We start from the raw sequence: 26,274 nt of genomic DNA on the forward strand, positions 1-26,274 counted from the left end.
AAAAAAATTGTTATAATTAAAATTGCTAACAAAGTATAACAAAGAACGCTATAAATAGTACCTATACCCATAAGTAATCCAAAAAGACCCTATGCTTATGCTACGCCTTAAATAAGGAGCACCCTTGAAAAAAACTAGCACTGAAGAATTTTTACAGTTGAGTCTCAAACAGCGCCTTTTAGAGGGCCTACTCATCGTGAGTGGAGCCTTAGCTCTTTTTTTGTTTTTAGCCTTGTGGACTCACCATCCAGCACTACATACCAAAGTCTCAATGAACATAGCAGGCCGCTGGGGAGATCAACTTGCCCATTACTTTTTTTATAGTTTTGGTTCTTTAGCCTATTTGTTCCCGGCATTACTAGTGTATGGAGGATGGCAATGTTTTAAAGGTCGTTTTTCTAGCTTATCTTTTAGTTATCCTTTTTTGGCTTTGCGTATATTAGGTTTCCTCACTATTTTTATTGCAGCTTGTGGACTCGCTGCTTTACACAGTACGCATACAAAACATGGCTATACTCCAGGAGGACAATTAGGAAATATTGTTACAAAAAGTTTTATTGTTCAATTTAACGTAGTAGGCAGTACATTATTTCTATTGGCGCTTTTATTAGCCAGCACAACGCTTGCAACTGGTTTTTCTTGGTTAAATATTATCGATAAAATAAGCAGCTATATCGCGGTAATGCCAGGAAAAATTGCCGAAAAAATAAAAAAACTCATCATGTATGCTATAAAAAAAAGAGCATCTGAAAAAATTAAGCCCCCGCATACAAGCACTTTGAATAAGATTGACACAATAAATATGTCTCACAGTAAATCTTCACCTCAATTTAATTCTATAATAAAGTCACCCCTATCTAACACAGAAATAACTAATCATAATCCTCTATCTATAAAGCCTTATTCGCCCCCTACCACTATAGTTTCAAATAAAAAAAATATTACTGAATCTCTTCCTTCATTAACTCTATTAGATCCAGCTGAAAAATTAAGTAAAGAAGGATACACACGCGATGAACTAGAGCAACTATCACGTGATGTTGAGCTACGATTAAAAGACTTTGGGATTCAAGTACAAGTTGTAGCCGTACATCCAGGACCTGTAATTACACGTTTCGAAATGCAACCGGCTGCAGGAATTAAAGTAAGCCGTATAACAGGACTCGCCAAAGATTTAGCTCGGTCATTATCAGTCGTTAGTGTACGAATTGTGGAAGTTATTCCTGGGAAGTCTGTTATTGGACTCGAAGTTCCGAACAAACATCGCGAAATTGTTCGGCTCAGTGAAATATTAAGCTCAACCGCGTATCAACATGCGAGATCGCCGCTTTCTCTTGCCTTAGGTAAAGATATAGCCGGCCATCCAGTCATCGTTGATCTAGGAAAAATGCCGCATCTACTTGTTGCAGGGACTACAGGTTCGGGAAAGTCAGTCGGTCTCAATGCCATGCTTCTTAGTATTTTATATAAAGCAACGCCTCAGCAAGTTAGATTGATTATGATAGACCCAAAAATGTTGGAATTAGCTATCTATGAAGGTATTCCTCATCTTTTAGCACCCGTTGTCACCGATATGAAAGAAGCAGCGAATGCATTACGTTGGTGCGTCGCGGAAATGGAGCGTCGTTATAAATTAATGGCACATTTGGGAGTAAGAAATTTAGCAGGACATAACCAAAAAATTCAAGAAGCCAATGATAAAGGGCAGCCACTTAATGATCCTTTTTGGAAAGCTGAGCAAGGTGGTAAAGCAGAAACTTTAGAACATCTCCCCTATATTATTGTATTAATCGATGAATTTGCTGACATGATGATGGTAGTTGGCAAAAAAGTTGAAGAATTAATTGCAAGAATTGCCCAAAAAGCTAGAGCAGCAGGTATACATCTGATTCTAGCTACGCAAAGACCTTCTGTTGATGTTATTACCGGCTTAATCAAAGCAAATATTCCCACACGCATCTCTTTTCAGGTCTCATCAAAAATTGATTCTCGTACTATTCTTGATCAACAAGGTGCTGATCAACTATTAGGACATGGGGATATGTTGTATTTAGCTCCTGGAACGGGTGTTCCTATTCGAGTCCATGGAGCATTCGTCGCTGACCAGGAAGTTCACCATGTAGTCAACGCCTTAAAAAAATCAGCTGTGCCAGAATATATGCTTGATCTCACTCAAGCTAATCTTAATGAAGGCGGAGATTTAGATTTTTTAGACAATAACTCCAGTGAAAAAGATGTGTTGTATGATCAAGCTGTACAAATTGTAATAGATACACGCCGTGCTTCTATTTCGAGCATTCAGCGACGACTTAAAATTGGCTATAACCGCGCGGCACGACTTATGGAAGATATGGAAAAAGCCGGTTTGGTCAGCGCTATGGAAAGTAATGGTAATCGTGACATTCTTATACCCGATAGATTAAATGAATAAATTTATTTTCAAAATATGTTTAAAAACTCTGACATGATAAATATTATTTTTAGCATTTCATTATTTTTAGCATTTCAAAAAATTCGATTTCCTCTCTCAATATTCTTGAATTTTTTAAAGAATGTCATTCTATAATCTTTCATTACAAAATATTTAATAAATTTTTTTATTTAGACAATTAAAAAATAATTCGGTATTATTTTTTAATTGTCTAAATTAATTTATAAATATTTTTTATTAAAATGATTCAAAATAAAGTTAGAAATAAAAATAAAAAAGCTGTCAATCAAAAATAATAATTTTCGGCTTATTATTGGAAAATAAAAATAATTTTTTATATTGTACGGAGGAAAGAAACTTTAATTAAAAAAATCCACCGTACAATTTTTTGTTTTCGGGTTAAAAAATTTCAATCAAATTAAACCCATTTGTTTTATTTCATCTTTTTCTGCTCGCAACTCATTTAAGCTCAGTTTAATTTTTTCTTGTCCAAATAAATTATGCTGAATATCAGTGACTATGCTAAATTGATCATTTTCAACCCGGCTCGGAAAAGAAAATATTAATCCTTTATCAACTCCATATTGACCTGTCGAGCATGAAGCAACCGAAAAAAAATCATCTTTTCTTGTATCATGTGTTAAATGATAAATACTACCCACTACTGCATTAGCTGCAGAAGCAGCAGAGGATGCTCCTCTAGCCTTAATGACAGCTGCTCCTCGTTTCTGCACTAGTGGGATAAAGTCATTTTCTAACCAATTTTTATCAGTAATCACTTCAATTACAGGTTTATTTGCAATTTTAGCATTATAAAAGTCAGGATATTGCGTTGATGAATGATTTCCCCAAATTGCCATTTGAGTCACTTCATCGACTGAAACTACCGCTTTTTTAGCCAATTGAGCGCGAGCTCGATTTTCATCTAATAAAGTCATAGCAAAAAAACGATCCTTGGGGATATCTGGAGCATGGTGCATGGTGATCAAACAATTGGTATTACAGGGATTGCCTACCACAAAGATTTTTACATTCGCAGCAGCATGAGCATTGATGGCCTTTCCTTGCGGAGCAAATATACTACCATTTATTTTTAACAGATCCGCACGCTCCATTCCTTCTTTACGCGGCATGGACCCAACTAAAATAGCCCAATTAATATCCTTCATCGATTCGTTTAATTGAGCGGTACAAATAATGTTTTTTAATAATGGAAAAGCACAATCATCCAGCTCCATTGCTATTCCATGTAACATGGGAAGACTTTTTTCCAATTCTAATAAATGAAGTATCACCGGTTGATCAAAACCAAACATTTGACCTGATGCGATACGAAATAACAAAGCATAGCCTATTTGACCAGCTGCTCCGGTAATGGCTATTTTAATCGGTTTTTTGTTCATATTTAGATTCCTATAAAACTAGTATGTAGTATTTTTTTATGACTTAAGATAATGTAACCAATGACGTCTTTTATCCGCTACAGCCAAAAAATTAGCAATCTGTAGGGAAGATGACATATTATACTGCAATTCCTGGCCTGTATTATCGATAACTAGACCTCCTGCCTCTTTAAGTATGCACTGCCCTGCGGCCGTGTCCCATTCAAAGGTAGGAGAAAAACGTGGATAAATATCAGCTAACCCTTCAGCCAACCAACAAAATTTTAATGCGCTTCCACAATATAATAAATTTAAACTGGAAAATTGAGCTAAAAATTTCTTTAACTTCTCCATGCCGTGTCGACGGCTTATCACTGCGGTGATTGACTGTTCTTCTTTCCAATCTCGGCTAAGCATTACTTTTGGCTGAGCTTCACCTATTTGCTTATAAGCTCCTATTCCCTTACTAGCAAAATAACAAATATTCTTGGAAGGAACAAATATAACCCCCAAACTTGGCTTATGCTGCTCGATTAAAGCAATATTAATAGTAAATTCGCCATTTTTTTCTAAAAATTCTTTTGTTCCATCCAAGGGATCAATTAACCAATACTTCTCCCATGATCGACGCTTTTGAAATGAAATAGGTACAGATTCTTCAGAAATAATAGGTAAATCAGGGGTTAAATGGCGTAATCCTTGACAAATACAATCATGAGAGGCTAAATCTGCGACAGTAATAGGGGATTTATCTGCTTTATATTCAACAGTAAAATCACTTTGGTAAATATTGCAAACTTGATTCCCAGCTTGTTTTGCAAGAGAAACTATATCGTTAAGCAAAGAATTCATAAGTTGGCAGTATACAGCCCATTAAGAAAATACAAAAATTTTAAACTGTTTAGGACATACGGCTAAAAATGAAAGATTCAACTAATTATTTTGCAATAGTCCCAGCTGCAGGCGTGGGTAATCGTATGCAAATAGATTTACCTAAACAATATATCTCTATTAATGGAAAAAAAATACTTGAATACACACTAAATACTTTATTGCGCTATCAAAAATTTAAAAAATGTGTTGTGGTTATCAATAAAAAAGACAAGCATTGGTCAGCTCTGCAATTCAGTTCACCTCATTTACTCACCATATTGGGGGGCAAAGAACGTTGTCATTCGGTATTTAATGGTTTGTTAGCTTTAAAAGGGTTCGCAAAAAAAGATGATTGGATATTAGTACATGATGCTGCCCGACCACTTTTGCACGAAGGCGATATCGATAAACTCATTATGGGCTTGAATAACCATCCTATAGGAGGACTTTTGGGGTACCCGATAAAGAATACTGTTAAACACTTTGATAATCAACGATTTGAAACTTTGGACCGAAAAAAATTATGGGTGGCTGTAACACCTCAAATGTTTCGCTACCATTGGCTATTTAACGCACTTAATTCAGCTATCAAAAAAAACCAATTCCCCACGGATGAAGCTAATGCAATTGAGTTATTTGGCCAACAACCTAAAATGATAGAAGGGCGTACTGATAATATTAAAGTTACTGATAAAGAAGATCTAAATCTGCTTGATTATTACCTTTCTATTCGACCTGACCTTTGTCAATCTTGATCTTTTAAATTCACAATGGCTATTAATTAACTAATTTAGCTTTTTTCAATAAGTTATGTCTATATAGAGCATATTCCAACTGGCCAAAACTTTTGGCTATTTCTTCACGATAAAGATTTGGCGTAGAGTTGGTTGTAAGTTTGTATTTTTCATCGTGAACTGCAGTTAATCTAACCAACGCATAATCCCCTGTTTCCAAGCTAATACCTTTCATCGATAACGTACTAGAAATATTCTTATTCGGGGGAGTTAACATAAATGCAGTCTTTACTATGTCCTTATTTAATTTATTATTATACCGATTAACTTGCTGAATAAACTGCCATTTTAAATTTTTACTCGTGAAACTCTTAGGAGTAATGGCATTTTTTTCCAAATTTTTGAGTAAATTCTCTCCAAATTGTTGCGCTTCAGAAATAGCAGTTTGTTGATTCAAAATCCCTTTGATTTTTTCTCGCACCTCATTAAAAGGCTGTATACCTGCGGGTTGATATTGTTTGATTCGCAAAACAATGGCGATATTCGGATTAATATTAATAACCGAACTGTTATTTCCTTGCAAAACATCTTGGCTAAACGTAGCAGCAATGATTTTTGGAACTTTACTCAATTTTTCTTTTCCCCCATCCTTACCGAAAAAACCTGTGGAATGTATCGTTAAATTTAATTTCTTTGCTGCGATTGCTAAAGAATCAGGATGAATGTAAGTTAAATTAGCTAAGTTAGCTCTTTTTTCCAGGAATGTCTTTTCATCCTTGGAAGAAAGTTGGACATATTCAATACTAGCTTGTTCCAGTTGGCTAAAGATTTGTTTATTTTTCAGATAATAAGCGAAAATTTTGGAATCCTGCGGCATAAATTGTTGGTGTAAAAATCTTGAATGCGGAATAATTAGATATGCAAAATCCCTTTTTTGATGCGTATATTTTATGTAATTGTTGATATCCTGAGGTAAAGCAAATGCGCTTTGTGTAATCCCTTGCTGCACCTGGTTAATGAGAAGTGCCTTTTTTATGTCCATCAAAAACTGAAATTTGGTATAATTTATAGCATGTAACACATCATAAAATTGTTCAACAGAAAAACGACCTGCCAATTGAAATGCTGGAATTTGTAATAAAACAGAATTTATTAGGGCCTGACTAATGCGATATTTGGATTGTAACGCTGCTTGAAATAAAACTTGTGTTGCTTCCCACTCCTGTAAAGTTTGTTGTCTTAATTGTTCAATCATTACTTCATTATTAGAAAAATTTTTCCCTAGGCGATCCCGCGCTTCTTGATAAGCCCGTTGATAAGCCTTATCAAAATTTCTCTGTAGTAATATTTGACCCGCGATCTTAGCAACTACTTTATTATTTCTTCCTGCATTAAGTTCTAAATAGCCGTGGATTCCCCATAGAGCAAAAACAATAATTAATAATCCGATTACTGTGCTGGTTATCCAGCCTTGCGTTCTATCACGAATGGATTGCAACATATTAAGGAAACTTTAGTTTAAATCAATATAAAAAGCTTTTTAACGAATAAAATAAACTCTAGTGAGAACATTTTATTATTCTGACTTTAATTTACAATTACAATTAATATTTAAAATTTTAGAGGACTGGCGGAGTGGACGGGACTCGAACCCGCGACCCCCGGCGTGACAGGCCGGTATTCTAACCAACTGAACTACCACTCCCGCAATATAATGGTGGGTGCTGTAGGGATCGAACCTACGACCCTCGCCTTGTAAGGGCGATGCTCTACCAACTGAGCTAAGCACCCTGTTGAAAGGGACGTCATTCTAAACTTATTTGCAAGATATTGCTACCCTTTTTGCACAGCGTCTTTTAATGCCTTCCCTGCTTTAAACGCTACAACATTGCTTGCCTTAATATGTAAAGATTCTCCTGTCTTCGGATTACGTCCAGTACGAGCTTTACGATGACGAACACAAAGTGTAGCAAATCCAACTAAGCTAACATCTTCGCCCTTACATAAAGCTACAGTAATAGAATCTAAAATTTTTTCTAAAGTCTTTCCTGCAACATTTTTTGGAACTTGTGCAGCTTCCACAATAACGTCAACTAAATCTGATTTGTTCATATACCCTCACAACGGTAAAAATTAAGGCCATACCTTTAAATTGAATTTTAAGCGTCTTGCTATAGATTATAAGTGAACTGTTTATATCAATAGCGTGAATCCTCTGTCAAGGGAATAAGAGATATACTCTTCGCACTTAAATTTTTTTCAGTGTTGGCTGCTCATTTGCAATCCACGACAGGCAACACACTCGGTTGCTTCAGCGACCCTTGACAGAAACTTCATTGCTGTAAGTATCTAACGAGTATTTGTAGTAGGATTAATTTTTGCTTGATTTTTTTTACCAATTAGCTTGATAGGTACAATCATTTTTTTTTCTCTCTTCTTTTTAGCATTAGACTTAACTGAAGCCTTTTCTGGATGTTGTAAAGCAATATCCAGCACTTGATCTATCCAACGAACAGGACGAATAATTAAACCTTCTTTGATATTTTTTGGAATTTCCTTAAGATCTCGTTTATTCTCTTCAGGGATAATAACTTCACGTATCCCCCCACGATGAGCTGCAAGTAATTTTTCTTTTAAACCACCAATCGGCAAAACTTCACCACGTAAAGTTATTTCGCCTGTCATCGCGACATCAGCTCGTACAGGTACTTTAGTAATTGCAGAAACCAATGCTGTACACATACCTATCCCAGCACTAGGACCGTCTTTCGGCGTTGCACCTTCAGGAACATGAACATGGATATCCTTTTTTTCATAAAAGTGAATAGGAATGCCTAAGACTTCAGCACGACTTCGCACCACTGTTAAAGCAGCTTGAATAGACTCCTGCATCACTTCGCCCAGATGGCCTGTATAACTGGTTTTTCCTTTTCCAGGGACAACTGCCGCTTCGATAGTTAATAAATCACCACCAACTTCAGTCCATGCCAAACCACTTACTTGACCCACCTGATCATGCTGCTCAACTAATCCGTAACGATACCGCCTTACACCAAGATATTTTTCTAAGTTATGACTAGTCACAGTAATTGATTTTACACTAGGCTTGCGCGCAATTTCTGTAACAACTTTCCGACAAGTTTTAGCAATTTCACGCTCAAGACTACGAACACCTGCTTCACGAGTATAATAACGAATAATGTCCTGCAATGCGCTTTCAGCCAAAATTAATTCTTTATTTTTTGCTGTAATTTTTAAACCATTCTGAATAAGTTGTTTAGGTAATAAGTGTTGTTTAGCAATGTTAATTTTTTCGTCTTCGGTATAACCAGGTATACGAATAACTTCCATGCGATCTAATAAAGCTGGAGGAATATTCAAAGTATTTGCCGTAGCTATAAATAAAACTTCAGATAAGTCATAACTTACTTCAAGATAATGATCATCGAAAGCGTGGTTTTGTTCAGGATCTAATACTTCAAGTAATGCTGCTGCTGGGTCCCCCCTAAAATCCATTGCCATTTTATCGATTTCATCAAGCATAAATAGAGGATTCTTGACCCCTACCTTAGCCATTTTTTGCATAATTCGACCAGGCATAGAACCAATATAGGTACGACGATGTCCTCTAATCTCTGCTTCATCACGTACACCACCCAGGGACATACGTACAAATTCACGTCCTATGGCCTCAGCAATAGATTGTCCTAAGGATGTTTTTCCAACACCAGGTGGTCCTACTAAGCATAAAATTGGACCCTTTAATTTTTTAACACGTTGATGAACTGCCAAAAACTCAATAATCCGCTCTTTGACTTTCTCCAAACCATAATGCGCTTCTTGTAGTACTTTTTGCGCTTTGTCTAAATCGTAACGAACCTTGCTCCGTTTATTCCAAGGAAGAGATAAAATCCAATCTAAATAATTCCGACTTACTGTCGCTTCAGCCGCCATAGGAGACATCGATTTTAATTTATTTAGTTCAGCGATTGATTTATCCTTCACCTCTTTAGGCATTTTTGCTTTTTCGATACGTTTTGCAAGATCATCTAGCTCATTCGTAACGCCTTGCGACTCGCCCAGTTCCTTTTGAATTGCTTTAACCTGTTCATTTAAATAATATTCTCGTTGACTTCTTTCCATTTGCTTTTTAACACGTCCGCGAATACGCTTTTGTATTTGCAATAGATCAATTTCACTTTCAAGAAAAGCTAATAATCGTTCTAAACGTTTTTTTAATGGAAAAATTTCGAGTATTTCTTGTTTTTCTTGAATTCTAAGTGCCAAGTGTGCCGCAATCATATCGGCCAATCGGCCCGGATTATCAATGCTCGATAAGGTACTTAAAATTTCTAGAGGGATTTTCTTATTTAACTTAACGTATTGTTCGAATTGACTTAAAATTGTTCGTGTTAGAACCTCAATCTCTTGATCAGGCTCAACTGCAGGTATACCTACGATTTCAATATCTGCGGCAATATAATCTTTCTCTTGGAAAAATTGCTTAACTTTACCTCGTTGAGAACCTTCAACCAATACTTTAACAGTGCCGTCTTTCAATTCTAACAATTGTAAAATAGTAGCTATCGTTCCAACTTGATAAAAATCTTCAATAGTAGGGCTATCTTCAGCTGGGTTTTTTTGTGCAATAAGTAGAACTTTTTTCTCCACACTGGATTCAGCCATCGCAGCTTCCAAAGCTTTAATGGACTGCTTTCTACCTACAAATAGCGGTATTACCATATGAGGATAAACTACAACATCCCGTAAAGGGAGCAGCGGAAGCTTCTCTGTGAGTTTAGAAGTTGCTGTCCCGCCGCTTATTAGTTGCTTTGCCATAAATTCAACCTTTGAAAGATTTACTCGCTACCCGCCGCTATTTCTTTATTATCTAATTCAATTTCTTTTTCTTGTTTGTAAATCACCAAGGGTTTTGCTCCCTTGCTAACGGTGCTTGCTTCAATAACAATTTTATTTACATTCTGCATAGAAGGCAATTCATACATTGTATCTAATAAAACACTTTCTAAGATTGCACGTAAACCTCTTGCGCCTGTTTTACGTTCTAAAGCTCTTCTAGCCACCATTTGTAAAGCGTCTTCACGAAATTCTAAATCAACGTTGTCCATTTTAAATAATTTGAAATATTGTTTGATCAAAGCGTTCTTAGGTTCCTTTAAGATTTGTATCAGCATTTTTTCATCAAGTTCTTCTAAAGTTGCAATAACAGGTAAACGTCCTATTAGCTCGGGTATAATTCCATATTTAATTAAATCTTCTGATTCAAGCCGATTTAACAACGTTGTTAGACTCCTTTTATCCCCTTTGCTGCGTACATCAGCAGAAAATCCAATTCCAGTTTTCTCGGTACGTTCACGAATAATTTTTTCTAGACCGGAGAAAGTACCACCACAAATAAATAAAATATTAGTAGTATCTATCTGTACTGTCTCTTGATTAGGATGCTTACGCCCCCCTTGCAGAGGCACAGAAGCAACAGTACCTTCAAGTAATTTAAGTAATCCTTGTTGAACCCCTTCACCTGAAACATCTCGAGTAATAGAGGGATTTTCGGCGCGACGACTAATTTTATCAATTTCATCGATATATATAATTCCTAACTGGGCCTTTTCAATGTTTCCATTAGCAGCTTGTAATAACTTTTGTAAGATATTTTCTACGTCATCACCTACATAACCCGCTTCGGTTAAGGTTGTTGCATCCGCAATAGCAAAAGGTAAATTGAAAAATCGCGCTAAAGTTTTTGCTAATAAAGTTTTACCGCTCCCGGTAGGACCTATAAGCAACACATTACTCTTACTAAGTTCGGTATCATCTTTGACGTTCAACGGATGAAGACGCGCCTTTTTAATTAATTCTAGCCGCTTATAATGGTTGTAAGCAGCTACAGATAATATTTTCTTCGCAAATTCTTGGCCTATAACAAATTCGTTAAATACATCATGAATCTCTGCAGGCTTAGGAATGGACATACTACCTTCCTGGCGCGGAACTTCCTGTTGAAACTCTTCTTGCAAAATATCACTACATAGCTGCACGCATTCATTACAAATAAAAATAGAAGGGCCTGCAATTAACTTTGGCACTTCATCCTGACTTTTACCGCAAAATGAACAGTGAAGAGGCCCCGAGGTTTTATCGTTTATGGAACTACTCATATTTTATTACCTCAACAAACTATTATTCATATATTGATATTTAAACAAAATTTTAAAAACTTTCGAATAACTAACTACTTAATCAACTGATGAAACAGCTAAAGATTCTTTGGTTTTCCCAGTTTCTGTACGCATTGTTAAAACTGCGTCGATTAAGCCATAATCTATGGCTTGCTGCGCTCCCATGAAATTATCACGATCGGTATCACGCAAAATCTGTTCCGTATTTTTTCCTGTATGTTTGGCCATAATATTGTTAATTCTTTCTCTAACTAACAACATTTCACGGGTATGGATTTCAATATCCGTTGCTTGCCCCTGATAGCCTCCTAAAGGTTGATGAATCATCATCCGAGCATGTGGTAAACAATGGCGTTTTCCTTTTGTTCCGCCGCAAAGCAACAAAGCTGCTGCGCTGGCCGCTTGGCCAATACACATTGTACTCACATCAGGTTTGATAAATTGCATGGTATCGTAAATAGCTAGGCCGGATGTCACCACGCCTCCTGGTGAATTAATATAAAGCGAAATATCTTTGTCAGGATTTTCAGACTCTAAAAAAAGCATTTGCGCAATAATTAAATTGGCCATGTGATCTTCAATAGGACCCACAACAAAGATAATGCGATCCTTTAATAAACGAGAATAAATATCATAAGCCCTTTCTCCTCGTCCGGTTTGTTCAACGACCATAGGGACTAACAATGAATTCGTTACTTCCTTTGATAAACTGCGTAAATACATAATTACTCTCTAAAGATAAAAATAAATTTTTTGATTGTTGCTAAGATATAACATATTCGTTATTTAAAAAAACTAAAACCAATTAGTCCAATTAAACTGCTACTCCATCAGTATTGCCCATACCACCACTTTTCTTTGTGAGATTCATAATTTCCGAATACTCAGCTAGTTTTTCGGTGTATTCTACTTCTTCTAATAATTTGTCAATTACTTGCTCTTCTAAAACCAAAGAACGAATGTTCATCATCATGTTTTTGTCTTTATACAACTTATCCCGCACCATTTGATCAAATTGAAAAGCTCCTACTAGTTTATCAATATGTTGTTGGACTCGAGATTCGTCAACATGCAGATGATGTTTTTCAATAAGTGCATTAAATAACAATCCAAGCGTAACTCGCCGATACGCCATTTTCATTAAATCTGCTTTTTCAATTTCTGATAAGCTAATTCTTTCATTATTTTGTTGTTTTTGTTGCCTAAACACATCTTGTTCTAAACGCTTAAACTCTTGATTAAGCGCTCCCTGTGGCAACTCATTAATAGCATGTATAGTAACTAACTTATCTATGACTTGAGTTTTTAATTTTTCACGTAAAATTCTATCTAACTCTATCTGCATATGTTCTCTAACTTGATCTTTTAAAGCTTCGATAGTGCCCTCTTTAATATCAAGCCGTTTTGCAAAAGCATTATCTAATTCGGGTAATTTTGCTTTTGCAACTTTTTTTACTTTTATTGCTGCTGAGTTACCTTGTTCTTTAGGGAGAGAAACTGATAAAGTGTCTCCAGCCACGCTAGAAAGCAACGCTGAAAAACCTTCGGGAATTTTATCTTCCTCAAGAACCCATTGTAAATCTCTACGCGTTTTCTCTTCTGAATCGGCAAAAACTATATCAAAGCTCACCCGATCGCCATAACAAGCTTTATCAGGCACGTCAATCCACTCAGCGTATTGCTTACGCATTTGCTCTAACACCTTAACTATATCTTCCTCGGTTATATTTACTTTAAGTCTTTCTAAGCTAGCACCTTTTAATGTAGGCACCTCTACTTGCGGATAAATTTCAAAGCTTGCTGTATAAGTGAGATCTGCACCCGGCTCCGCTTTTATGGACTCAATATGGGGGTGTCCTACTGGATTTAAAGTCTCTCGCTCTAAAGCAGTAGACAAACTAATCTGTAAAGATTTTTCGATGACCTCTTGCCAGATACTACTTCCATAAAGCTTCTCAATATGGCTTGGCGGCACTTTTCCGGCCCGAAACCCATCCAAACGCGTCTTTTTAGCCAATTCAAGAATATGTAGCTTCTTTCTCTCTTCTAACTGGCTGATAGGCACTGTGACACTTAGACGTCGAGTAAAGTTGTCGACGCTTTCTACCGAAACTTGCATTTCATTCATAAATTTTAAGGCTCTTATCGTTGTAAATCCTAGGGGGCCATGCTGGTGCGAAAGGAGAGACTCGAACTCTCAAGGGTTACCCCACTGGAACCTAAATCCAGCGCGTCTACCAATTTCGCCACTTTCGCAAAGGTCGTTAATTATACAGGTATCTTATCATGAAAAAAATCAATCTAGTGAATTTGTCAGCCAACTAGCTGCTTGCTTGGCAAAATAGGTCAAAATACCATCAGCTCCAGCGCGTTTCATAGCTCCAAGACCCTCCAAAATACTCTCACGCTCATTTAAATAGCCTTGCATAATAGCAGCTTTTTGCATGGCATATTCACCACTAACCTGGTAAATAAAAGTAGGCACCCCAAAATGCTGCTTGATGCGATAAAGAATATCCAAATAGGGCATGCCTGGCTTTACCATGACTATATCTGCTCCTTCAGCAAGGTCTAATGCTACCTCTTGTAAAGCCTCATTGCTATTTGCAGGGTCCATTTGGTAGGTTTTTTTGTCAGCGTTTTTTAATTGGCCAGCAGTTCCTATCGCATCGCGAAAGGGCCCATAAAAATGAGAAGCGTATTTAGCAGAATAGGCAAGGATTTGAGTATTTCGATAGCCCTTTTCCTCTAGCGCCTTACGAATCCAGCCAATTCTACCATCCATCATATCAGAAGGAGCAATAGCATCCACACCTGCTTGAGCATAGCAAAGCGCTTGTTTAACCAATATCTCTATCGATTCATCATTTAAAATAACACCCCGTTCAGATAAAATACCATCATGACCATGTGATGTATAAGGATCAAGAGCAATATCTGTGATGATACCTATTTCTGGGAAATTCTTTTTTAACTCTCTTATCGCATGAGGGATTAAGCCTTCTGGATTATAAGCCTCACAAGCATCCCGGGTTTTATCTTTTGCAGGAATAACTGGAAATAAGGCGATAGCTGGGAGTTTCAACTGTTGTAAAATACTGACTTCATCCAATAAATAATCTAAGGTAAGCCGCTCTATCCCAGGCATCGTTACTATATTCTGCTTTTGACTTTCTCCAGGAAGCAGAAAAACTGGGTAAATTAAATCATCACAGCTCAACCTAGTTTCGCGTATTAAGCGCCGACTAAATTGATTCTCTCTTAGGCGACGTAAGCGCGTATGAGGAAACTGACGCATAAAATACCTACCTATTAAATTGTTCTATATTTTGCAGTACTTTAACTGATTAAATTACATATTTAAACAATACTCAACACCATACTTGTATTGTTTGATTTATTTTTGTTAGAATCATCCGCCCTACTCATGAGAGTAGTCATTGCATTAGAGAGCTTCGGAGCTTCCCAGTTATGAAAACATTGATGGCCAAACCCGGCCTTATTGAACAAAAATGGCTTTTGATTGACGCCTCAGGTAAAACTTTAGGTAACCTGGCTACTAAAATAGCTCGTATTCTGCGCGGAAAGCATAAACCAGAATTCACACCTCATGTTGATACTGGGGATTATATTGTTGTTATTAATGCTGAAAAAGTGACTGTAACCGGCACGAAGGCTAAAAATAAATTATATGAACGCTATACTGGCTATCCTGGTGGGCTAAAATCTATTTCTTTTGAGAAGTTGCAAAAAAGCTTTCCTGCTCGAATTATTGAAAAAGCTGTTAAAGGCATGCTGCCTAAAAATCCTTTAGGTTATGCCATGATAAGTAAACTTAAAGTCTATGCGGGTTCTTCACATCCTCATAGCGCTCAAAACCCTAAACCAACTAGCATTGATAGGTTATAAATTATGGCATTAGAACAGAATTATGGTACAGGTCGCCGCAAAACAGCGACCGCTAGAGTATTCCTTAGAAAAGGAGCTGGTATTATCCAAGTGAATGGTCGTACTTTAGAAAATTATTTTGGACGTGAAACAGCCCAAATGGTCGTGCACCAGCCACTAGAAGTTGTTGATCAAATGGGTAAATTTGATATCACAGTAACAGTTTCTGGTGGAGGGAGCAGCGGTCAAGCAGGAGCTGTCCGACATGGGATAAGCCGAGCGTTAATAGGTTATGACGAATCGACCACTATAAACACCGATGATGATGATGCTGATAACGATACCTCGTTTCGTCGGTTATTACGCCGTGCCGGTTTGGTTACTCGAGATGCAAGAAAAGTTGAACGGAAAAAAGTCGGTCGACATAAAGCACGTAAAGGAACTCAATATTCAAAACGATAATCATCGTATTATTTATTGTGGTGTTTTTAGAGACCATGCATATCAATAATTAGTTATATACTTTTTAACGACGAAAAAAATGGAAGAAGATCGTCGCCATTTACTGGCTATTATAATAACTATCATGGCTGGGTTTGGTATAGCCACAAGTTCTATACCTTTCTTAGCATCATTACAGCCAACCACAGAAACTCTCGCACAAGCGGCTGATTCTGTGGAAGTTGATTTAACTCATCTCGCACCCGGTGAATCCATGGTGGTTGCTTGGCAAAATAAGCCTATTTGGATTATCCGACGAACCCAAGCAATGTTAGATAATCTTTCTAATATTCATTCTTTATTGCGCGATCCAGATTCTTCAACAGAACAACAACCCATTTATGCGCGTAATGAATATCGCTCTCTTAATCCTGAATATTTGATACTTATTGGCTTATGCACCCATTTAGGCTGCTCCCCGCAATTTAAACCCTCGCCAGGAGAGTTAAATGGCAAATGGCCCGGTGGTTTATATTGCCCCTGTCATGGTTCTAAGTTTGATCTTGCAGGACGGGTTATGAAAGGAGTTCCTGCACCCATTAACCTCAAAATCCCTCCCTATCGATTCATAAACGTGCATACTGTCGTGATAGGCGAAAATCCAAATTTAGTGTAATAAAAAAATTCATTTGCTCACGGCAGCTGAAAATTTAGCAAAACCTTGCAAATAAACATCTTAGGCATCTAAAACAATCTTGGGGATTGATAATTGAGCAGCGCAGACAAAAATTTAACTCCTAAAAATATAATCAATTGGGTGTCAGATCGTTTTCCAATCAATGAATACATACACCAGCATTTAACGCATTACTATTTACCAAAAAATCTTAATTTTTGGTATTTCTTTGGTTCTTTAAGCCTGTTTACTTTTTTTTTGCAAATTTTGACCGGCATATGGTTAACCCTCTTTTACACCCCAACGCCTGAAGGAGCATTTACTTCAATCGAAATGATGATGCGAGATATACCTTATGGATGGTTATTCCGCTATCTACATTCTACTGGGGCTTCTGCTTTTTTTCTGCTAATTTACGCACACATCTTTCGCAGCCTTTTATATGGATCCTATAAAAAACCTAGGGAGCTAGTTTGGTTGTTAGGTGTATGTCTTTATATTATTTTATTACTAGAGGCGTTCCTTGGCTATTTACTACCGTGGGGGCAAACCTCCTATTGGGCAAGCCAAATCGGCACTTCATTGCTAGACTCAATTCCCAAAATTGGCCCAACGCTTACGCTTTGGATACGAGGTAATAACACTGTATCAGGAGAAACTTTACATCGTTTTTTTGCCTTCCATGTGATCGCTATTCCTTTAATTTTGGTTTTTTTAATTCGGCTACATCTTACTGCTTTACATAAAGTTGGCTGTAATAATCCTGAAGGAATTTCTGTATTGGCAAAACCAAACTTACATAATAAAACGCTTTATAAACTCCCTTTTCACCCATATTACTCAGTCAAAGAATTGCATGCTTTGCTAATTTTTCTGCTTATTTTTTCCATTATCGTATTTTTTGTTCCCGAGATGCATGGGTATTTCCTTGAAGCAAATAATTTCATACCTGCAAACCCTTTATTAACTCCTAGTCATATCGAACCAATATGGTATTTGGCACCTTTTTATGGGGTATTATGCGTTATCCCTAATAAGTCATTAGGTATTTTAATTATGGTAGGAGTTATTTGCATACCATTTGTGTTGCCTTGGCTTGACCGTAGCCCGGTTCGATCGATGCGCTATAGAAGTTATTATTCTCGTTGTGCTTTAGCAATTTTTATACTAAGTTTTGGCTTACTCAGTTATATGAGTACAACCATACTTACCCCCAATAAGATACTTCTCTTACAAATTTTATTACTAAACTATTTTCTTTTTTTTCTCTTCATGCCCTTTTATACAAAATATGAAAAAAATAAACCACTACCTAAATCTATATGTGGAAAATAAGTGTAGTTTTTCTATTTATCATTATATTTTTTTTCATGTTAGCAAGTCCCTTGGAAAATAAACTATCCTCAATTCGACCACCTGAATTGGCTTCCTTGCAACGTGGGGCAAAATATTTTATGAATTATTGCTCAGGGTGTCATTCACTACAATATATGCGTTATAATCGACTTGGAGTTGATCTGAAAATTGACGATAAGTTTAACTCAACCACCCAACCACGATTAAAAGAAAATCTTATTTTTACTCAGGCTAAAACTAGCGATACAATAAAATCAAACTTACGTGAAAAAGAAAGTTTATTATGGTTTGGAAAGCTCCCTCCAGACCTTTCGTTGAGTATTCGGGCAAGAAGCGCTGATTGGGTGTATAATTACTTACTTAGCTTTTATTTGGATGATACAAGGCCTTTTGGAGTTAACAATAGTTTCATTAAAAACACCGCAATGCCGGATCCATTAGCGACAATACGTATGGATACCAATACTTATCATAACGTAAATAATAATAGTAACGATCGGTTATCCCTAAAAATTAGTAATCATGCAATATATTCACATTCTAATAAAAACAGATCAAAAGTCCCTACATTAGAAGAAGTAGTTACTGATTTAGTTAATTTTTTAGCTTATATAGCTGAGCCTACAAAAAATAATCGTCAATCATTAGGTAAAAAAGTATGCGGATTCTTGGTGTTATTAACCTTTTTTGTTTCTATTTTAAAAAAACAAATCTGGCGAAGTATAGAAAAAATAAACACTTTTCATAAACCATGAAAAATGTTTTAAATTATTAATATGGAGAACCTTTTATATGGCACAACCTGCCGGTAAACGTTCAACTATGAGTTTATATGCAAATATCAATGATCCTTATAGCCATAGGGTACGTATTGTTTTGGCTGAAAAAGGAATTAGTGCAGAAATTATAGAAGTATCACCTACAGACTTACCTGAGGGTTTGTTACAACACAATCCCTATGGCACTGTACCTACTATTATTGATCGAGATCTCGTCCTTTATGAAACAAATATTATCACTGAATACTTGGATGAGCGCTTTCCACATCCTCCTTTGTTACCGGTTTATCCTGTAGCTCGCGCCAAGAGTCGACAAATGATCTATCGAATTGAACGAGATTGGTACCCTTTATTACAACAAATTGAAAACGCATTAAATAATACTAAAGTAACCAAACCTACAGAATCTATGCATGCCGCTCAAAAGAAATTAGAAAGTAGTTTAACTAGTCTGGCCCCTATATTTGCTGGTAAATCATTTTTCTTGAGCGATGAATTTACTTTAATAGATTGTTGCATGGCGCCGTTATTATGGCGTTTACACCGTTTAGATATTAAACTAGCGCCTATGCCAAGTGCTATCAAAGAATATGAAGAGCGCTTATTTAAACGCCCCTCATTTAAAGCTACTTTAAATGAGGTCGAATTTGGAGTAAAAATTTAAAATGATGACCTCAAATCGTTCCTATTTATTGCGTGCATTTTATGATTGGATTATCGATAATCAATTAACACCGTATATTCTTTTAGATACTGAATTGCCACATGTAGAAGTTCCAAAACAATGTATTAAAGATGGAAAAATTACTTTAAATATATCTACTGATGCCATATTAAATTTAAAAATAGATACACAAGCTATACAATTTGAAGCTAGTTTTAATGGTCAATCGATGCTTATTTACGCGCCTATTCAAGCGGTATTAGCCATCTATACACGAGAAAATGGTCAAGGAATGGTATTTACACAAGAAGAAAGTGGTGATGAAGGTGGAAGCCCTACCCCACCTAGAGTTCGACCAGGAACAAAACCCAAGCTTTCTATTGTTAAATAGCATGTCATCATCAATCATAATTGGATGGAGAGAATGGGTATCTTTACCTGAATTAGGAATTCCTCGTTTGAAAACCAAGGTAGATACAGGCGCACGCACCTCAGCTTTACATGCTTGTTGTGTAGAAGTTATTGAAAAAACTCACTATCAAAAGCAAGTATGTTTTATCATACATCCTCAACCAAAACGTTTTCCAGAAAATTCTATTAAATGTATTGCTGATTTAATCGATATACGTGAAATTACCGATTCTGGTGGCCATAAGGAAAATCGATGTGTTATTCAAACCTCTGTGGTTCTCGGCACAATAAGCTGGCCTATCGAAATTACTTTGACAAGCAGAGACAATATGCGTTTTAGGATGCTGCTAGGTCGAACGGCTTTAGAACAACGTTTTATCGTTGATCCCACACATTCTTATTTATACAGTAAAAAAACTATAATCCCATGAAAATTGCAATTTTATCTCGCCGTCCAAAACTATATTCTACGCGCCGTTTGGAAGAAGAAGCTAAGAAAAGAGGGCATCAGGTTAAAATTATTGATACGCTAAGATGTTACATGAACATCACCACACAAAATCCATATATACATTACAAAGGAAAGATTCTTGATAAATTCGATGCAATAATTCCAAGAATTGGAGCTTCAATCACCTTTTATGGGGCTGCATTGGTCAGACAATTTGAAATGATGGGTATATTTGTTGCGAATAATTCAATTTCTATTACCAGAGCTCAAGACAAACTCCGTTCCTTACAAATTTTATCTCGAAAAGGAGTAGGTTTACCTATTACGGGTTTCGCTTATTCTCCTGATGACATTCAAGATCTAATCAGCATGGTAGGTGGGCCGCCTTTAGTCATTAAAATTTTAGAAGGAACTCAAGGGATTGGAGTGGTACTCGCTGAAACTCAGCAAGCGGCTATTAGTGTTATTGAAGCTTTTTTAGATTTACAAGCCCATATTATGGTTCAAGAATATATTAAAGAGGCTAAAGCGGCAGATATTCGTTGTTTTGTAGTTAATGGCAAAGTCATTGCAGCTATGGAGCGGCAAGCAAAATTAGGGGAATTTCGTTCCAATATCCATCGTGGAGGAACTGTACGCCTCGCTAAATTAACAGCTGAAGAACGAGCAACGGCGGTTCGAGCCGCTAAAGTTATTGGTCTCAATATTGCTGGAGTTGATCTATTACGCTCAAATAGAGGCCCTTTGGTGATGGAAGTAAATTCGTCCCCTGGCTTAGAGGGAATAGAAAAGGCCACACAAAAAAATGTTGCTGAAATAATTATTAAGTCTATCGAAAAAAGATCCAATAAACATTAATCATTATAAAGCATAATAACCACAACAAAAGAATTTTTGTGGTTGCCAGAAGAGGATTGCGAATTAAGCGACAATACAGACAACATTAAAATAGAAAGAGTATAGTTGACTCTGAAATATTGTCGTCGTATAAATCTAGGCATGATTAGCACCGAAAACCCATACTCTCCCCTCGCTGACCGCTTACGACCTCGTCATTTAGATGATTTTTTCGGTCAAACCCACCTTTTAGGGCCACAAAAAACTTTACGTCAGGTTATTTTACAAGGCCAATTACACTCTATGATTTTATGGGGACCGCCAGGAACGGGGAAAACCACTTTAGCCAAGCTAATGGCAAATCATTTACTCGCTCGATTTGAGTCTTTATCTGCATTACAAGTGGGGGTTAAGGAAATCCGTCAAATTGCAGAGCGTACACAAGCTGCGCTTCATCTTCAGTCACCACAAAAAACTTTGTTATTTATTGATGAGATCCATCGTTTTAACAAAGCGCAACAAGATGCATTATTACCTTTTGTAGAATCCGGTCTATTTATATTAATTGGTGCTACTACAGAAAACCCCTCATTTGAACTTAATAATGCTCTACTCTCACGAACACGTGTGTATGTATTAAAAAAATTAACCCTGGAAGAAATTACACAAGTCATCGACCGAGCACTAATCAACGATATCGATGGACTAGGCAAAAAGAATTTAACGATAGCCCCAGCAGTAAAAAAACAATTAGCTGCTATCGCAGATGGTGATGCGCGCCAAGTTTTAAATCTTTTAGAAATTGCCAGTGATTTAGCAGAAGATAATATTATTGATATGAGCACATTACAGACAGTCACTCAAACTAATTTACGTCGTTTCGATAAAGGTGGCGAGATTTTTCATGATCAGATTTCTGCTTTACATAAGTCCGTACGGGGATCGGATCCAGATGCTGCACTGTACTGGCTTGCACGCATGCTTGATGGTGGTTGTGATCCTTTATATATTGCACGACGTATACTCCGTATGGCAAGTGAAGACATTGGCAATGCTGATCCAAGAGGTTTGCAACTTGCCTTAGGGGCATGGGAAGTTCAAGAACGATTAGGTAGCCCTGAAGGAGAACTTGCTTTAGCACAAGCCATTGTTTATCTGGCCTGCACAGCAAAAAGTAATGCCGTTTATACTGCTTTTAATGCCGCTATGAAAGATGCTCAAGAAAAAGGTACGCTGGAAGTGCCTTTACATTTGCGCAATGCCCCAACTCAATTAATGCGTAAATTACATTATGGAAAAAACTATCGTTATGTCCATGACGAACCCAATGCTTATGCCGATGGAGAAATATACTTTCCAGAAGAGTTAAAGGATCGGCAATATTATTTTCCTGTTCCTCGAGGTTTGGAACTTAAAATTGCACAAAAACTTGCACTTTTAAAAAAATCAGAAAAAATATAACAAGTGCTTATAATTTTAAGTTTGCTTTTCTAACCAAGTTTTAACAGCAATATAATTTACCTTCCCACTACCTAATAAGGGCATACTATCAATAAAGTATAATCTTCTCGGTAAACTTAATTCAGATAATCCCTTTACTCTAAATGTTTTAATAAGCAAAGGCCGAGTGGCAAGTTTATAATCTGTGATTAAAACAAGTTGTTCTCCTTTTTTAGCATCTGGAACAGTGAGTATTGCATGGTGTTTATCAGGCCATATCTCATAAATTACATTTTCTATGGCTGTTAAAGAAACCATTTCTCCGCTAATTTTTGCAAAGCGTTTGGCTCTATCTTTTATAATCAGATACCCTTCTGCATCGACTTCAACAATATCTCCCGTATCATACCATCCATGGCTGGGAGGAATAATTTCACCAATCTGCTCTTTACTTAAGTAACCTAACATCACATTAGGACCGGATATTAATAAACGTCCTCCCTGTTTAATTTCAGGAATAGGTTCAATTTCATAACGAATACCCGGTAAAAAATTACCTACTGTACCTGGTTTGTTTTGCATCGGCGTATTAACACTAATAACTGGTGATGCTTCAGTTACACCATAACCTTCAAAAATACGAATTCCAAATTTTTCCATCCATAATTTACGTGTTTTTTCTTTTAACTTTTCTGCACCAGCAAAAACATAACGTACGCTATAAAAATCATAAGGATGCGCATACCGTCCATAGCCTGCTAAAAAAGTATCTGCTCCAAACATAATAGTCGCATTACATTCATAAATCATATTAGGAACTTTACGATAATGTAGGGGAGATGGATAAATAAAAGCTTTTATTCCATGGTAGATAGGTAAAATGATGCATGCGGTTAATCCAAAAGCATGAAATAATGGTAATGAACTAAAGAAAATATCTCGCTGATTAAAATCGACTTGAGTCGTCATTTGTGCAAGATTAGCTTGTATATTTTTATGACTAAGAACTACTCCTTTAGGTTCACCTTCTGATCCAGAAGTAAATAAAATAACTGCTGGATCTTGTGGATTAGTTCCTTTTTTTAATTTTTTATAATAATAATATTGCGGAAATCGACTGAATAAACTTGCGCGTAATTTGTCTTTCCAACTAATTTCTTCTTTTAAATCTTCTAAATAAATAATATGGATAGATTTTTCGTTTAAGCGGTTAATAACTTGGAACAGATTAGCAACTTCAATAAATTTTCTGGAAGTAAGTATACATTTTACTTGAGCAACTTTACAGGCAGAATCTATTTGCAGAGGACCCGCAGTATAATTTAGCAAGGCAGGGATTCTACCAAACGCTTGCAATGCAAAAAAACTAACCACTGCACTCGTCATATTAGGCAATAAAAGACCCACCGTCTCCTGATAATTAGTGTAACGGCAAATATAAGGACCTAGAATAAAACATCGTGTTATTAATTGATTATAATTAATAGCTACTCGTGTAATATCTTCTAATATTTTTGTAGGCCCTTTATGAATTTCTTTCGCTTCTAATAAAGACTGAAAAAGAGTTTTATTATAATCTGTGCTTCGAAATAACATCTCTACCATCATGTCATATAGTTGATTACTAATAACTTGTCTTCTTTTTCGACTACTCATATTAGGATCAACAATAAACTTTCTGGGGGGCAAAATTGAAATAGAAATTTTTGGTAACCAACGTATTTGGACTTTACCTCGTAAACGGGAGAAAGGAGTATATTGCGCCCCTTGTAAACGAATAGGCAGTAAATTAACTTTGGCATGATCCGCTATTAATCCTGGACCTTCATAAAGTTTCATCAGCGCACCGGTTGTGGTAATCCTCCCTTCCGGAAAAATCACACATTTTTGTCCTTTTTTTACCTCTTTGATTAAAGTCTTGATTGCTAAGGGATTTAATGGGTCTAGTTCAAATACTTTAGAAAAATATAAAAAAGGTCGTATCCACCAAATACGTGATGTAAAACTATTAATTGCGAACAGAAGCTCATCAGGTAAAAATGCATAAAGTAAAACAACATCTAAAAATGAAGTGTGATTTGCAACAATAACGACACTTTCACCTGCTTGCTTATAATTCTCAAAGCCACTTAACTTAACATCATAAAGACATCTTAATATTTTTCGTAAAAGAGGTTTAATCAATCCTTGAGGTATAAGTCTTGTTGCATAAATAGCCAATCCAGTATTAATGATCCCTAATAATAAAAAAATCTGTATGACACTCAAATCAATTTTAAGTAAAAAAACAATAAAGATGCTGGAGATAACAATAAATATAGAATTAATTATGTTATTAGCGGCAATTGTTCTTGCGCGATGTTCAGTAGCAGTATCTGTTTGGATTAAGGTATATAAAGGCACAGCATAAACGCCACCGCTCACAGAAAGTCCAAACAAATCTATGCATATTCTCCAATGAGGTAACAAATTAAAAAAGCCTGAAAAATTAGTCAGTTTTTCAGAGTTATGGAGTAAATGGTTGGAAGCAAAATAAAGATCAATTATAAAAATACTCATCAGCCAGAGACTCATGGGTATCCATTTCATACTTATTCTATGTTTCAATAAACGATTACAAACTAATGAGCCACAAGCAACACCCACGGTAAAAATAATTAAAAAAAATGTCACTACACTAGCATCAGCTTGCAGAATATTCTTAGTAAAACTAGGAAATTGGGTTAAAAACGTAGCGCCAATTAACCAAAACCAAGAAATTGCGAGTATTCCTAAGAAAACCTTTTTTTCAGTTTTTACTTGCTGAATTATCTGTAATGAGGCTTTAATAAAATGTAAATTTAACTTTAAATTCGGGTTGGCTTTTTCAGTAACCGGAATGTAAAAACTGGCAAACAAACCCAGCCCCGCTATAGAGATTATGACCGTTGAAATCTTTCTTAGATCAGTATGATTAGCAATTAACAATCCACCTAAGATAGTCCCAATCAAGATCGCAATAAACGTGCTAGCCTCTACTAATGCATTGCCGGCGATTAACTGATTTTTTTCTAGAAGATCAGGTAAAATAGCATATTTGATAGGTCCAAAAAAAGTTGAATGCATGCCCATAAAAAATAATACTAGCATCAATAAACTTACTGAATGAAGATAAAACCCTAAGCTTGCCAATAACATAAATAAACATTCGAAGCCTTTAATTATTATGGTTAAGTATCTTTTGCTTAGTTTATCAGCCAATTGGCCTGCAAATGCTGAAAAAAGGAAAAAGGGTAAAATAAATAATCCAGCCGCTAAGGTTACTGAAAGCTGTTGCAACAGTAGAGATTGCGTGATGAGTTGGTAAGTAATTAAAATAATTAGCGCGTTTTTAAAGATATTATCATTAAATGCGCCCAAAAATTGAACTAACAACAAAGGTAAAAATCGTCGATTTTTTAGTAAAGAAAACTGAGTGAATACGGGCATAAACCCTCTCATGAGGCCTAATAACGCCTCTTCTAAAAAAAATCTTATCAGTATAACACCGAAACATGCTTATTTTTAAATCTACTTTTCTAAATCTGAAAAGATTTTAATTCAAGTTAACAAAATTAACTCCCCACCAAAAACTAAATAAATAACTTATATTTATTAAATGCAAGCTTGAGCTGTAATGAATAGACCAGTTGATATTAATCGATTGCGCAGGTATTATCCTTACCCGCAGTT

22 protein-coding genes and 3 tRNA genes are annotated in these 26,274 nt (G+C 36.2%); 12 read left to right on the plus strand and 13 right to left on the minus strand.

What is annotated here, in order from left to right; translation table 11 throughout:
- Positions 1-124 precede the first annotated feature (124 nt).
- Positions 125-2,431 (plus strand): DNA translocase FtsK, encoded by a 2,307-nt coding sequence (locus AACL18_RS06865; RefSeq protein WP_339050193.1) that lies wholly within the window; start codon positions 125-127, stop codon positions 2,429-2,431.
- A gap of 413 nt (positions 2,432-2,844) precedes the next feature.
- Here AACL18_RS06865 and AACL18_RS06870 read toward each other — a convergent pair whose 3' ends face one another.
- Positions 2,845-3,834, minus strand: a complete 990-nt coding sequence (locus tag AACL18_RS06870; protein WP_339050194.1) for a malate dehydrogenase — start codon at positions 3,832-3,834, stop codon at positions 2,845-2,847.
- A 36-nt stretch (positions 3,835-3,870) separates the two neighbouring features.
- Entirely contained in the window at positions 3,871-4,665 is a 795-nt protein-coding gene (gene cysQ, locus AACL18_RS06875) for a 3'(2'),5'-bisphosphate nucleotidase CysQ (RefSeq protein WP_339050195.1), read from the minus strand.
- Positions 4,666-4,733: 68 nt separating this feature from the next.
- Between cysQ and ispD the strand changes: the two genes are divergently transcribed.
- Complete coding sequence (ispD, locus tag AACL18_RS06880) at positions 4,734-5,441, plus strand: 2-C-methyl-D-erythritol 4-phosphate cytidylyltransferase (protein WP_339050197.1); 708 nt, start codon at positions 4,734-4,736, stop codon at positions 5,439-5,441.
- 22 nt (positions 5,442-5,463) lie between these two features.
- Here the strand turns inward: ispD and AACL18_RS06885 are convergent, their stop codons facing one another.
- The 10 genes from AACL18_RS06885 to hemB all read right to left on the minus strand — a co-directional run bounded on the left by AACL18_RS06885 (position 5,464) and on the right by hemB (position 14,918).
- Positions 5,464-6,921, minus strand: coding sequence for a peptidylprolyl isomerase (locus AACL18_RS06885; protein WP_339050199.1), 1,458 nt, complete (start codon positions 6,919-6,921; stop codon positions 5,464-5,466).
- Positions 6,922-7,048: 127 nt separating this feature from the next.
- Positions 7,049-7,125, minus strand: a tRNA-Asp gene (locus AACL18_RS06890).
- Positions 7,126-7,135: 10 nt separating this feature from the next.
- Positions 7,136-7,211, minus strand: a tRNA-Val gene (locus tag AACL18_RS06895).
- Positions 7,212-7,253: 42 nt separating this feature from the next.
- Entirely contained in the window at positions 7,254-7,532 is a 279-nt protein-coding gene (locus tag AACL18_RS06900; protein ID WP_339050200.1) for an HU family DNA-binding protein, read from the minus strand.
- Between the two features lie 237 nt (positions 7,533-7,769).
- Positions 7,770-10,259 (minus strand): endopeptidase La, encoded by a 2,490-nt coding sequence (gene lon / locus AACL18_RS06905; RefSeq protein WP_339050201.1) that lies wholly within the window; start codon positions 10,257-10,259, stop codon positions 7,770-7,772.
- A 20-nt stretch (positions 10,260-10,279) separates the two neighbouring features.
- Positions 10,280-11,599 (minus strand): ATP-dependent Clp protease ATP-binding subunit ClpX, encoded by a 1,320-nt coding sequence (gene clpX, locus AACL18_RS06910; protein WP_339050202.1) that lies wholly within the window; start codon positions 11,597-11,599, stop codon positions 10,280-10,282.
- Between the two features lie 78 nt (positions 11,600-11,677).
- Complete coding sequence (gene clpP / locus AACL18_RS06915; protein WP_339050203.1) at positions 11,678-12,343, minus strand: ATP-dependent Clp endopeptidase proteolytic subunit ClpP; 666 nt, start codon at positions 12,341-12,343, stop codon at positions 11,678-11,680.
- Between the two features lie 91 nt (positions 12,344-12,434).
- Positions 12,435-13,748 carry a trigger factor gene (gene tig / locus AACL18_RS06920; protein WP_339050204.1) on the minus strand — a complete coding sequence of 438 codons (1,314 nt, stop codon included), beginning with the start codon at positions 13,746-13,748 and terminating at the stop codon, positions 12,435-12,437.
- A gap of 43 nt (positions 13,749-13,791) precedes the next feature.
- Positions 13,792-13,876 (minus strand) — tRNA-Leu (locus AACL18_RS06925).
- Positions 13,877-13,916: 40 nt separating this feature from the next.
- The gene (hemB, locus tag AACL18_RS06930) at positions 13,917-14,918 is read right to left on the minus strand and encodes a porphobilinogen synthase (RefSeq protein ID WP_339050206.1); all 1,002 of its coding nucleotides are present in this window, start codon (positions 14,916-14,918) and stop codon (positions 13,917-13,919) included.
- Positions 14,919-15,091: 173 nt separating this feature from the next.
- Here hemB and rplM point away from each other — a divergent pair, with 173 nt between their 5' ends.
- From rplM to AACL18_RS06980, 10 genes are all read left to right on the plus strand, one after another.
- On the plus strand, positions 15,092-15,529 hold the full coding sequence (gene rplM / locus AACL18_RS06935) for a 50S ribosomal protein L13 (protein ID WP_339050208.1): 438 nt from the start codon (positions 15,092-15,094) through the stop codon (positions 15,527-15,529).
- A 3-nt stretch (positions 15,530-15,532) separates the two neighbouring features.
- Entirely contained in the window at positions 15,533-15,970 is a 438-nt protein-coding gene (gene rpsI / locus AACL18_RS06940) for a 30S ribosomal protein S9 (protein ID WP_339050210.1), read from the plus strand.
- 79 nt (positions 15,971-16,049) lie between these two features.
- Positions 16,050-16,625, plus strand: coding sequence for a ubiquinol-cytochrome c reductase iron-sulfur subunit (gene petA / locus AACL18_RS06945; protein ID WP_339050211.1), 576 nt, complete (start codon positions 16,050-16,052; stop codon positions 16,623-16,625).
- A gap of 93 nt (positions 16,626-16,718) precedes the next feature.
- Positions 16,719-17,960: a cytochrome bc complex cytochrome b subunit gene (locus AACL18_RS06950; protein WP_339050213.1), complete on the plus strand. Its 1,242-nt coding sequence runs from the start codon at positions 16,719-16,721 to the stop codon at positions 17,958-17,960.
- 50 nt (positions 17,961-18,010) lie between these two features.
- Complete coding sequence (locus AACL18_RS06955; protein ID WP_339050214.1) at positions 18,011-18,736, plus strand: cytochrome c1; 726 nt, start codon at positions 18,011-18,013, stop codon at positions 18,734-18,736.
- Between the two features lie 37 nt (positions 18,737-18,773).
- Positions 18,774-19,424 (plus strand): glutathione S-transferase N-terminal domain-containing protein, encoded by a 651-nt coding sequence (locus AACL18_RS06960; RefSeq protein WP_339050215.1) that lies wholly within the window; start codon positions 18,774-18,776, stop codon positions 19,422-19,424.
- 1 nt (position 19,425) lies between these two features.
- The gene (locus AACL18_RS06965) at positions 19,426-19,815 is read left to right on the plus strand and encodes a ClpXP protease specificity-enhancing factor (protein ID WP_339050216.1); all 390 of its coding nucleotides are present in this window, start codon (positions 19,426-19,428) and stop codon (positions 19,813-19,815) included.
- A gap of 1 nt (position 19,816) precedes the next feature.
- Positions 19,817-20,266 carry an ATP-dependent zinc protease gene (locus tag AACL18_RS06970; protein WP_339050217.1) on the plus strand — a complete coding sequence of 150 codons (450 nt, stop codon included), beginning with the start codon at positions 19,817-19,819 and terminating at the stop codon, positions 20,264-20,266.
- Positions 20,263-21,144, plus strand: a complete 882-nt coding sequence (rimK, locus tag AACL18_RS06975; protein WP_339050218.1) for a 30S ribosomal protein S6--L-glutamate ligase — start codon at positions 20,263-20,265, stop codon at positions 21,142-21,144. Before AACL18_RS06970 ends, rimK begins: the two co-directional genes overlap by 4 nt.
- Positions 21,145-21,285: 141 nt before the next feature.
- Positions 21,286-22,584: a replication-associated recombination protein A gene (locus AACL18_RS06980; protein WP_339051641.1), complete on the plus strand. Its 1,299-nt coding sequence runs from the start codon at positions 21,286-21,288 to the stop codon at positions 22,582-22,584.
- Positions 22,585-22,599: 15 nt separating this feature from the next.
- Here the strand turns inward: AACL18_RS06980 and AACL18_RS06985 are convergent, their stop codons facing one another.
- Positions 22,600-26,031, minus strand: a complete 3,432-nt coding sequence (locus AACL18_RS06985; protein ID WP_339050219.1) for an acyl-[ACP]--phospholipid O-acyltransferase — start codon at positions 26,029-26,031, stop codon at positions 22,600-22,602.
- Positions 26,032-26,274 lie beyond the last annotated feature (243 nt).

This window comes from Rickettsiella endosymbiont of Xylota segnis (genome assembly GCF_964019545.1).
Lineage (GTDB): Bacteria > Pseudomonadota > Gammaproteobacteria > Diplorickettsiales > Diplorickettsiaceae > Aquirickettsiella.

Bases quoted from the DNA above. Each gene is read 5' to 3' on its own strand.
- AACL18_RS06870 (WP_339050194.1), bottom strand. From the start codon at position 3,834: ATGAACAAAAAACCGATTAAAATAGCCATTACCGGAGCAGCTGGTCAA.
- cysQ (WP_339050195.1), bottom strand. From the start codon at position 4,665: ATGAATTCTTTGCTTAACGATATAGTTTCTCTTGCAAAACAAGCTGGG.
- ispD (WP_339050197.1), top strand. From the start codon at position 4,734: ATGAAAGATTCAACTAATTATTTTGCAATAGTCCCAGCTGCAGGCGTG.
- AACL18_RS06885 (WP_339050199.1), bottom strand. From the start codon at position 6,921: ATGTTGCAATCCATTCGTGATAGAACGCAAGGCTGGATAACCAGCACA.
- AACL18_RS06900 (WP_339050200.1), bottom strand. From the start codon at position 7,532: ATGAACAAATCAGATTTAGTTGACGTTATTGTGGAAGCTGCACAAGTT.
- lon (WP_339050201.1), bottom strand. From the start codon at position 10,259: ATGGCAAAGCAACTAATAAGCGGCGGGACAGCAACTTCTAAACTCACA.
- clpX (WP_339050202.1), bottom strand. From the start codon at position 11,599: ATGAGTAGTTCCATAAACGATAAAACCTCGGGGCCTCTTCACTGTTCA.
- clpP (WP_339050203.1), bottom strand. From the start codon at position 12,343: ATGTATTTACGCAGTTTATCAAAGGAAGTAACGAATTCATTGTTAGTC.
- tig (WP_339050204.1), bottom strand. From the start codon at position 13,748: ATGAATGAAATGCAAGTTTCGGTAGAAAGCGTCGACAACTTTACTCGA.
- hemB (WP_339050206.1), bottom strand. From the start codon at position 14,918: ATGCGTCAGTTTCCTCATACGCGCTTACGTCGCCTAAGAGAGAATCAA.
- rplM (WP_339050208.1), top strand. From the start codon at position 15,092: ATGAAAACATTGATGGCCAAACCCGGCCTTATTGAACAAAAATGGCTT.
- rpsI (WP_339050210.1), top strand. From the start codon at position 15,533: ATGGCATTAGAACAGAATTATGGTACAGGTCGCCGCAAAACAGCGACC.
- petA (WP_339050211.1), top strand. From the start codon at position 16,050: ATGGAAGAAGATCGTCGCCATTTACTGGCTATTATAATAACTATCATG.
- AACL18_RS06960 (WP_339050215.1), top strand. From the start codon at position 18,774: ATGGCACAACCTGCCGGTAAACGTTCAACTATGAGTTTATATGCAAAT.
- AACL18_RS06965 (WP_339050216.1), top strand. From the start codon at position 19,426: ATGATGACCTCAAATCGTTCCTATTTATTGCGTGCATTTTATGATTGG.
- AACL18_RS06970 (WP_339050217.1), top strand. From the start codon at position 19,817: ATGTCATCATCAATCATAATTGGATGGAGAGAATGGGTATCTTTACCT.
- rimK (WP_339050218.1), top strand. From the start codon at position 20,263: ATGAAAATTGCAATTTTATCTCGCCGTCCAAAACTATATTCTACGCGC.
- AACL18_RS06980 (WP_339051641.1), top strand. From the start codon at position 21,286: ATGATTAGCACCGAAAACCCATACTCTCCCCTCGCTGACCGCTTACGA.
- AACL18_RS06985 (WP_339050219.1), bottom strand. From the start codon at position 26,031: ATGCCCGTATTCACTCAGTTTTCTTTACTAAAAAATCGACGATTTTTA.